Raw genomic sequence first — 9,433 nt, forward strand, 5'->3', positions numbered from 1 at the left:
CAGGCGGACGCCCTGCGCGGTGGCGGGCAGCCGGGCGGCGGCGCGGGCTGCGAAGGCGCCCAGGGTCTCGGGGTGGTCGAGCACGCAGATCCGGCCGAGCCCCCGGCGGCCCGCCGGGTCCGTCGGGTCCGGTACGAGGGGGCGCTCGACGCGCAGGTCGAGCGCGGCGGCCAGGGCGTCGGAGACGCCGGGGTCGGCGGTGTCGGCGTTGGTGTGGGCCACGTGCAGCGCGATGCCGTCCCGGATCAGCGTGTGCACGACGCGGCCCTTGAAGGTGTCCGCCGCGACCGTCGTCGTACCGCGCAGGTAGAGCGGATGATGGGTCACGACGAGGTGCGCGCCCAGTTCCCTCGCCTCGTCGGCGATCTCCTGGACGGGGTCGACGGCGAAGAGCACCCGGTGGACCTCGGCGTCCGGATCACCGCACACGGTGCCGACCGCGTCCCATTCTTCGGCCCGCTCGGGCGGCCAGAGGGCGTCGAGCTCGGAGATGACTTCAGACAGACGGGGCACGGAGGAAAGGCTACCTGCCCGCAGCGCCCCGGGAAGCCCCGGGAACGGGCCGCCGACGGCTCGGCCCCGCACAGCACACGCACCCCCGGCCGTACAGCGAAATCCGGCCATCACCACCCTTATGTGTGAAGTGGGAGAGGTCGTGTTGTTCGGCTGGAAGTGCGAAAACTAGCTTCGGTTGCCGGAGGTGATGAGTCGATGACTGCCTGTGCCATCGAGGAGGGGGCCACGACGGACGACGGCGGTCCGCCGGGACCGGCGCCGGACCCCGGTCCCGGCGGCCCCGCCGGCCCCGCGGGGACCCTCGCGGAGAGCGGCCCGGCGGGGGGTACCGCGGCGCTCGGGGCTCCCGCGGCGGACACCCCCGCCGAAACGGTTCTGCCCCCTTTCACGCTCACCACCGACGGCGCGTACGGCGCCCGGCTCACCGCCGCCCCGGTGCCCGGCGGAGACACCGCCTGGTACGCCGAGCGCTGGACGCTCGACGGGCCCGAGCCGTACGCCGTGCCGCTGCCGACCGATCAGCCGGAGGAGGCGGAGGCGCAGGTGGTGCCGCTCGCCGACGGGCGGGTGCTGATCCGGCGGCGGGTCGCCGAGCGGCACACCTTCTCGCTGCTCTACCCGACCGGCCCCGGCACCGGCGAACTGCTGCTCGGCGCCGTCGAGCGGGACGCGCTCACCCTGCTGCCGCCGTCGCCGGACGGGGCGAGCGCGTACGCCCTGGCGGTCGGCGCGTACTCCACGGAGCTGTGGCGCGTGGCGGGCGGGACGGCCGGACCCGAGCACCTCGCGGATCTGCCGGGCCGCTGCTCCGGCGGCGTCTGGCTGGACCGGGCGGGCCGGCTGCTGGCCCTGGACCGGGAACCGGCGGGCGGCGGCCCGGTGAAGACGGTCGCGGTGGACCTGGGGCGGGGCGCCGAGATGACCCCGCTGCTCCAGATCGCGCCGGACAGCGACGACCGGCTGCTGCTCGCGGACCCGGACAGCGGGCTGCTGCTGATCCGCTCGGACGCGCCCGGCCGGGACCGGCTCGGCTGGGGGGTTCTCGGCAGCTGCCTGCCGGTGCGGTTCCCCGAGTGCCTGCGGCTGCCGGACTGCTCGGTGGTGCCGTTCGCCGTGCAGCCGGGGCAGATGCTGATGCCGGAGAGCTGTGCGGTGGCCCTCAGGATCGACGGGGCCGCGGGCAGCTGGATCGGCCTGTGGCGCCCCTCGGGCCGTCGGCTGCACCAGCTCGCCGCGCCCGGGGGCTGGCTGGCGGGCAGCGGGATCTGGTCGCGTGACGGGGTGCTCGGACTCCCGTACGCGGACGGGGACACGGCGTGCGCGGTGGCCCTGGTGGACATGCCGGAGGAGACGGAATCCGCGTGCGACGTAAGTGGTAAGCAACCTTCCGCGCCATCGGTGAATCCTCCAGTGTGTACACCGGTTCCTCTGGGGCAGGCGCCACTCATGGGGCGTAAGGCTCCTGACTAAGCTTGGGCCGGACTCACGCACCGTGCGTCTCGGTCACCGACCGTGACCTTTCCCGGACGAGCGGCGGCGTGACGCTCCGGTTGGCACACACGTAAGCGATCACAACGGGGTGACTTCCCACATGTCTGAAGCCCGCACCGACACGACCCAGACGTTCCCGCCGGGGGCGGACGCGCAGCGGGGCGACGCCGGCGGCTCCGGAAAGCACCGAGGGGGTGTGGCGACGGACGACACGGCCGCGACGCCGGCCGGCCGCCATCGCCGCCCCGCCGAGGAGAGCGGCGCGGCGGCGGCCTGACCGCCGCCGTCCGAGGAGGGGAATACGGCGCCCCCGCCGCCCGGGAGACCGTCCCGGGCGGCGGGGGCGCCGTGCTGTACACGACCGGATGCGGAGCCTCCGCATCCGCGATGACAAAAGTCATGGCGGACCGCGTACATCTGCATCTGCCGCCACACATTCACGCTGCGTAACGTCGTAGGCATGACGCAGACAAGGGACGACGAGGCCGCGGTGGTCTTCACCGGGGCGGTGAAGACGTTCGGACGGGCCGGACGGAGCGTGCGGGCCGTCGACGGGCTCGACGTGCGGATCGGGCGGGGCGAGACCGTGGCCCTGCTCGGCCGCAACGGGGCGGGGAAGTCCACCACCATCTCGTTGCTGCTCGGACTCGACGAGCCGGACGAGGGGGCGGTGCGGGTCCTGGGCCGCTCCCCCGGGCAGGCGGTGCGGGCGGGTCTGGTCGGCGCCATGCTCCAGGAGGGCCGGCCGATACCCAGGGTGACCGTGCGCGAGCTGGTCGCCTTCGTCGCCTCGACCTATCCGCGTCCGCTGCCGGTCGCCGAGGCGCTGGCCCTGGCCGGTGTGGCGGAGTACGCGGACCGGCGCATCGACAAGCTCTCGGGCGGCCAGACCCAGCGGGTGCGGTTCGCCGTCGCGCTGGCCGGCAACCCCGAGCTGATCGTGCTGGACGAGCCGACCGCCGCCCTGGACGTGGCGGGGCGGCGCGCGTTCTGGGACTCGATGCGGGCCTACGCCCGGCGCGGCAACACCGTGCTCTTCTCCACGCACTACCTGGAGGAGGCCGACGAGAACGCGGACCGGATCGTCGTCATCGACCGGGGCCGGATCGTCGCGGACGGCAGCGGCGAGGCCATCAAGGACGCGGCCGGGCACAGCCAGGTCGCCTTCGACCTCGCGGGCCGCCCCACGGAGGGCCTGGACCGGCTGCCCGGTGTCGTCGCCGTCGAGGTGACCGGCGACCGCGCCCTGCTGCGCACCGACGACTCGGACGCGACGGTCGTGGAGCTGGCCCGGCTGGGCCTGGTCCGCGGCCTCCAGGTCTCCCGGGCCACGCTGGAGACCGCCTTCCTGGCGCTCACCGCACCCGGGGAGCCCGCGCCGGGCGGCACCGCCGCGCCCGGCGACACCACGAAGCCCGGCGACACCGCACGCGCGAGGACCGCGGCCCGGACCGAGAAGGAGACCGTCTGATGTTCCGTTACATCCTGCTCGAAATGCGCCGGACGCTGCGTGACGCCGGATTCCTGGTCTTCGGCACGGGCATGCCGGTGCTGATGTACCTGCTCTTCACCAACATCGGTGACGACAGCGCCGACGGCTGGAAGACCGCGTCCATGGTCGGCATGGCGGCGTACGGCGCGCTCGGCTCCGCGATGTCGATCGGTACGGGCGTCGCGTCGGACAAGTCCCTCGGCTGGCTCCAGCAGTTGAGGGTCACCCCGCTCGCCCCCTCGCACGCGGTGGTGGGCCGGGCGGTCAGCGGATCGGTGACCGTGCTGCCGGTGATCCTCACCGTGCTGCTGGCCAGCGCCCTCGTCAACGGGGTGCGGATGGCGGCCTGGCAGTGGGCGGTGCTGGTGGTGCTGCTGTGGGCCGGCGCGCTGCCCTTCACCCTCCTCGGCCTGGGCAACGGCTACCGGCTGACCCCGCAGGGCACCGGCGTCGTCAACGTCGCCTGCCTGATGGGCTTCGGCGTCCTCGGCGGACTGTGGTTCCCGCTGGAGATGCTGCCCGAGTGGCTGCGTTCGGTCGGCCGGTTCACCCCGGCCAACCGGTTCGCGGACCTGGGCTGGGCGACGACCGACGGACACGCGCCGGGTGCCATGACCCTGGGCGTGCTCGCCGCATGGCTCCTGCTGTTCGGCGCGTACGCGGTGATCTCGTACCGTCGGTCCGCCAGGACCGAGTGACGGGAGCGCACATGCCGGGGACCGGACGACCGTCGTTCAAGGAGCGCCGCCGGATGCGGAAGGAGGGCCGCAGGCCGGGACCGCCGTCGCCGTACGCCCTGCTGCCGTGGCTGCTGATGGGCCTCGGCGCCTTCTCCAACCTCTTCCAGGGCGAGACCCCCACCCCGTGGATCGCCGGCGCCGGCCTGCTGGCCTTCAACTCGCTCTACATCTCGGTGGTGTTCCGGGGCTTCACCAAGGAGAAGCGCGAGAGCCCGGTGACGTACGTCCTGCTGGGCGCGCTGGCCGCCGTCACCTTCGCCCTGGCCATCGGTTACGGAGGCAGCTGGCTGCTGTTCTTCCCGCTGCTCTCGCTGGCCGCCGGCACCGTCCTGCGCCACCGGCTGCTGGCGGTCGGGCTGCTCGGGCTCGCGGTCGCCGCGTGCGTGGTCGCGGTCTGGCGCGACGACAGCGCGTCGCCGCCGTGGACGCTGGGCTACGGGACGTTCATCTCCGGGGCCGTGACGTCGGCGATCCTCCGGCTGGCCGAGACCGTGACGGAGCTGCGCGCCACCCGGCAGGAGCTGGCCCGGGCCGCCGTCGAACGGGAGCGGCTGCGCTTCTCACGCGATCTGCACGACCTGCTGGGCCACACGCTCTCGGTCATCGTGGTGAAGTCGGAGGCCGCGCGCCGGCTCGCCCCGCGCGACGTGGACGCGGCGCTGTCCCAGGTCGCCGACATCGAGTCGGTCGGGCGCCAGGCGCTCACCGAGATCCGGGAGGCCGTCACCGGCTACCGCGAGGGGAGCCTCGCGACCGAGCTGGACCGGGCCAGGTCCGCCCTGACCGCCGCCGCGATCGAACCGGTCGTCCGGCGCTCCGGGCCGCCGCTCGCCCCGCAGACCGAGGCGCTGCTGGGCTGGGTGGTGCGGGAGGCCGTCACCAACGTGGTGCGGCACTCCACGGCGACCCGCTGCGTGTTCGAGGTCGGCGGCGCGGGCGGGAAGGTCCGGCTCACGGTGACCGACGACGGCCGGGGCAGGCCCGAGGGCCCCGCGCCCGCCCCGGGCATCGGCGGCACCGGTCTCAAGGGGCTCACCGAACGGCTCGCGGCGGCGGGCGGCTCCCTGGTGGCGGGCCCCGGCCCGGACGGCGGCTTCGTGGTCACCGCCGAACTCCCGGTGGACGCGGGCGGCGACGAGGACGGCGACGCCCGCGCGACGCCGGCACCCGGAGCGGGGGACGGCCCGGCCTGCTCGCCTACCCTGGGCCGGTGAACGAGATGCCTCAGGAGCACCCCCCGGCCCGGTCCGTCCGCGTTCTGCTCGCCGAGGACCAGGGGATGATGCGCGGCGCGCTCGCCCTGCTGCTCGGGCTCGAACCGGACATCGAGGTGGTGGCCCAGGTCGGCGCGGGCGACGAGATCGTGGCGGCCGCGCTGGCGTCCCGGCCGGACGTGGCGCTGCTGGACATCGAACTGCCGGGGCGCAGCGGCCTGGACGCGGCGGCCGATCTGCGCGAGGAGGTCCCGGACTGCCGGGTGCTGATCCTCACCACCTTCGGCCGGCCGGGATATCTGCGCCGGGCGATGGAGGCAGGGGCGTCGGGCTTCCTGGTGAAGGACGGCCCGGTCGAGGAACTGGCCGAGGCGATCCGCCGGGTGCTCGCCGGGGAGACGGTGGTCGATCCGGCGCTGGCCGCCGCCGCGCTCAGCTCGGGGCCGAGTCCGCTCACCGCCCGGGAGCGGGACGCGCTGGTCGCGTCGGCGGACGGGGCGACGGTCGCCGATATCGCCGGCAAGCTGCATCTGTCGGAATCCACGGTCCGCAACTACCTTTCTTCGGCGATCGGCAAGACGGGCACCCGCAACCGCATGGAAGCGGTCCGCGTGGCCCGGCAGCAGGGCTGGCTCTGACCGCGTCCGCACCCTCGGCACCCTCTGCACCCTCTGCACCCTCTGCACCCAGGACCCGGTCACCTCATGTCATCCCGCATACCCACGCCTCGCCGCCTCCCCCCGCTCTGGCTCATACCGGCCCTCTGGACCCTGGGCCTCGGGCTCTGGGGGCTCTCACGGCAGGACAGCCTGTGGCGGGACGAGGCGGCGACCTGGCAGGTGGCCCTGCGTTCCGCCGCCGAGATACGGCTCATGCTGGGCCACGTCGACGCGGTCCACGGGCTCTACTACCTGCTGATGCACGGCCTCTTCAACTGGTTCGGGCCGACGACCACGGCCCTGCGGCTGCCCTCCGTGCTGGCGATGGCCGTGGCGGCGGCCTGTGTGACGGCCATCGGCGAGCGGCTGGCAGGGAGATGGGCGGGCCTGGGCGCCGGGATGGCGCTCTGCCTGCTGCCGGCCGCGCAGTTCTACCTCCAGGAGGGCCGCCCGTACGCGCTGGTCGCGGCGGGCGCCGGGGTCTCGACGCTGCTCCTCGTGACGCTGCTCGGCGGGCGCGGCCGGTGGGGGTGCTGGGCGGCGTACGCGGGCACGGTGCTGGTCTGCGCGCTGCTGAACTGGTTCTCGCTGCTGATCCTGCCCGCGCACGCGGCGACGCTGGCGTGGAGCGGGGCCGGGCGCCGGGTGTGGGCGCGCTGGACGGTGGCCTCGGCGGCGGCCGTGGCGGGTGCGCTGCCGCTGGTGCTGTACACCTCGGGCCAGTCCCGGCAGGTGTCCTGGATACCGCCGCTGACCTGGCACATGATGATCGGCCCCGCGGTGCTGCTGGCGATCGGCGGCCTCGGGGCCCTGGTGGACCGGCCGGGCGGGCGCCGGCTCTCGGTGGCGTCGGTGGGCCTGCCACTGCTGGCGGTCCCCCAGCTCGGACTGGCCGCCGTCTCGCTGGGGAAGCCGCTCTTCCTGGACCGCTACGTCCTCTTCAGCCTGCTCGGCCTGGCGCTGCTCATCGGCTCGCTGCTGGGGGCGGCGGTACGGGCGGTGGCGCCCCGGTTCCCGGCGGCGTCGCGGTGGCTCGTGCCCGTAGTGCTCGCCTGCTCGGTGGCGGCGCTGCTGCCGCAGTCGCTGGCCAAGCGGTCGCCGTCGAGCCGGGTGGACGACGTGCTGGCCATGGCGGCGGACGTGCGCCGCATGAAGGAGCCGGGCACCGCGGTGGTGTTCCTGCCGGGCGCCCGGCGCGACGCGCGGCTGGTCTCGCCCGAGGCGTTCACCGGTCTGCGCGACATAGCGCTGGCCCGGAGCCCGCGTGCGTCCGGGACGCTGAACGGGGTGGAGGCCGCACCCGCCAGGATCAGGGAGGCGATGCTCGCCCAGCGCCGCATACTGCTGGTCACGGACGCGCCGGGAGCGGCGCGTCCGGAGAACGGGCGGCGGGAGAAGGCGAAGGCGGCCGTCCTGAAGGACTACTTCACCGTGATCGAGGACCAGCGGGTGCGGGGGCGCCGGGTGACGCTGTACGAACGGAACTGACCCGCGCAGGACCGGCACGGTGTCCCCTCGCATCGGCACGCGCCCGCGCGCACCCGCGCGCCCTTCGCACCCCGCGCCCCGGAATACGCCGTAGCCGAGGAAGGTTCACCCTGCACAGACTTGGCGGTCGGTGCTGCCCTCGGCACCGGCCGTAACCGTACGCACGCCCCCTTCTCACCGCTGCCCGGAGGCCGCACGCATGCCACAGACGACGCACGAACAGCCCGGCGCGGAACTTCCTGATCCGCGCGCGAAGGCGGGCCGGGGAATCGTCCCCGTGCTCGCCTTCGCGGGTATCACCGTCGCCGTGATGCAGACCCTGCTCGTCCCCGTCATCAAGGATCTGCCCGCCCTTCTGCACACCGCCCCCTCCAACGCGACCTGGGTGATGACCGCCACCCTGCTCGCCGGAGCCGTCGCCACGCCGATCATGGGGCGGCTCGGAGACCTGTACGGCAAGCGCGGGATGCTGCTGGCCAGCCTCGCCGTGATGGTCGTCGGCTCGCTGATATGCGCCTTCACCGACGACCTCGTCGTCATGATCACGGGCCGCGCCCTCCAGGGCTTCGCGATGGGTGCGATCCCGCTGGGCATCGGCATCATGCGCGACGAACTGCCGCGCGAGAAGCTGGGTTCGGCGATGGCGCTGATGAGTTCGTCGATCGGGGTGGGCGGCGGACTCGCGCTGCCGGCCGCCGCGCTCGTCGCCCAGCACACCGACTGGCACGTCCTCTTCTTCGGCGCGGCCGGGCTCGGCGTGCTGGCCATGGCGCTGACCGTGTTCGCGGTGCCGGAGACCACGCTGCGCGCCCCCGGCCGGTTCGACACGGTCGGCGCGCTCGGTCTCTCGCTCGGCCTGGTGCTCCTGCTGCTGCCGATCACCAAGGGCAGCGACTGGGGCTGGTCCTCGCCCACCACCCTGGGACTGATCGCCGCCTCGCTCGTCGTGCTGGTGCTGTGGGGGCTCTTCGAACTGCGCAGCGACGCCCCGCTGGTGGATCTGCGGACCACGGCCCGCCGCGAGGTGCTGCTCACCAACCTGACCTCGATCATGGTCGGCGTCGCGTTCTACGCCGTCTCCCTGGTTTTGCCCCAGCTGCTCCAGCTGCCCGCCTCCACCGGTTACGGCCTCGGCCAGTCGATGGTGGTCGCCGGGCTCTGCGTGGCCCCGCTCGGCCTGACGATGATGTTCGTCGCCCCGCTGTACGCGCGGATCTCCGCCCGCAAGGGCCCGAAGGTCTCGCTGATCATCGGCATGCTGGTCATCGCCATCGGCTACGGGGCCGGGCTCGGCCTGATGAGCGCCCCCTGGCAGACCGTGCTGATCGCCGTCCTCCTCGGCGCCGGCATCGGGCTCGCCTACTCGTCGCTGCCCGCCCTCATCATCGGCGCCGTCGACGCCTCGGAGACCGGCGCCGCCAACGGGCTCAACACCCTGATGCGCTCCATCGGCACCTCGGTGTCGAGCGCGGTGATCGGCATGGTCCTGGCCCACACCTCGACCACCATGGGCGCGGTCGAGGTCCCCACGATGAAGGGCTTCCGGATCTCGTTCCTCATCGCGACGGGCGCCGTGGTCGCCGGTCTCGTCCTGGCCTCGTTCCTGCCGTCCCGGCGCACGGCCACCGCGCCGGTCCTGCTGGCGAGCAGCGAGGGCGACGAGGCGGCCCGGCGTGCCGCCGAGGAGGTCGAGCCGCTCCCCCTGCCGGGCCCCGAGGGCTTCCGCGGCCGGGTGCTGGACGCGGCCGGGGCCCCGGTCGCCGGGGCCAACGTCACCCTGATCGACCGGCAGGGCCGGCAGGCGGGGCTCACCACCACGGACGCGCGGGGCCG

General features: G+C 74.1%; 9 protein-coding genes. 8 read left to right on the top strand and 1 reads right to left on the bottom strand.

Annotated features, from left to right (window positions below; all coding sequences use genetic code 11):
- On the bottom strand, nt 1-513 hold a 513-nt coding region (locus G3I41_RS07380; RefSeq protein ID WP_164399497.1), incomplete at its 3' end, for a Nif3-like dinuclear metal center hexameric protein.
- A 198-nt stretch (nt 514-711) separates the two neighbouring features.
- Between G3I41_RS07380 and G3I41_RS07385 the strand changes: the two genes are divergently transcribed.
- The 8 genes from G3I41_RS07385 to G3I41_RS07415 all read left to right on the top strand — a co-directional run.
- Entirely contained in the window at nt 712-1,986 is a 1,275-nt protein-coding gene (locus tag G3I41_RS07385; protein WP_164399498.1) for a hypothetical protein, read from the top strand.
- Nucleotides 1,987-2,107: 121 nt separating this feature from the next.
- Nucleotides 2,108-2,284, top strand: a complete 177-nt coding sequence (locus G3I41_RS36315; protein WP_203600444.1) for a hypothetical protein — start codon at nt 2,108-2,110, stop codon at nt 2,282-2,284.
- 213 nt (nt 2,285-2,497) lie between these two features.
- The gene (locus tag G3I41_RS07390; protein ID WP_164399503.1) at nt 2,498-3,478 is read left to right on the top strand and encodes an ABC transporter ATP-binding protein; all 981 of its coding nucleotides are present in this window, start codon (nt 2,498-2,500) and stop codon (nt 3,476-3,478) included.
- The gene (locus G3I41_RS07395) at nt 3,478-4,197 is read left to right on the top strand and encodes an ABC transporter permease (RefSeq protein WP_164399499.1); all 720 of its coding nucleotides are present in this window, start codon (nt 3,478-3,480) and stop codon (nt 4,195-4,197) included. The genes G3I41_RS07390 and G3I41_RS07395 overlap by 1 nt, the downstream gene beginning before the upstream one ends.
- 53 nt (nt 4,198-4,250) lie before the next feature.
- On the top strand, nt 4,251-5,453 hold the full coding sequence (locus G3I41_RS07400; RefSeq protein ID WP_164399500.1) for a sensor histidine kinase: 1,203 nt from the start codon (nt 4,251-4,253) through the stop codon (nt 5,451-5,453).
- A 5-nt stretch (nt 5,454-5,458) separates the two neighbouring features.
- Complete coding sequence (locus G3I41_RS07405) at nt 5,459-6,091, top strand: response regulator transcription factor (protein ID WP_164399504.1); 633 nt, start codon at nt 5,459-5,461, stop codon at nt 6,089-6,091.
- Nucleotides 6,092-6,157: 66 nt separating this feature from the next.
- Entirely contained in the window at nt 6,158-7,600 is a 1,443-nt protein-coding gene (locus tag G3I41_RS07410; RefSeq protein ID WP_164399501.1) for a glycosyltransferase family 39 protein, read from the top strand.
- A gap of 199 nt (nt 7,601-7,799) precedes the next feature.
- On the top strand, nt 7,800-9,433 hold a 1,634-nt coding region (locus G3I41_RS07415), incomplete at its 3' end, for an MFS transporter (protein WP_164399502.1).

Source organism: Streptomyces sp. SID9727, assembly GCF_010550605.1.
Classification (GTDB): Bacteria; Actinomycetota; Actinomycetes; order Streptomycetales; family Streptomycetaceae; genus Streptomyces.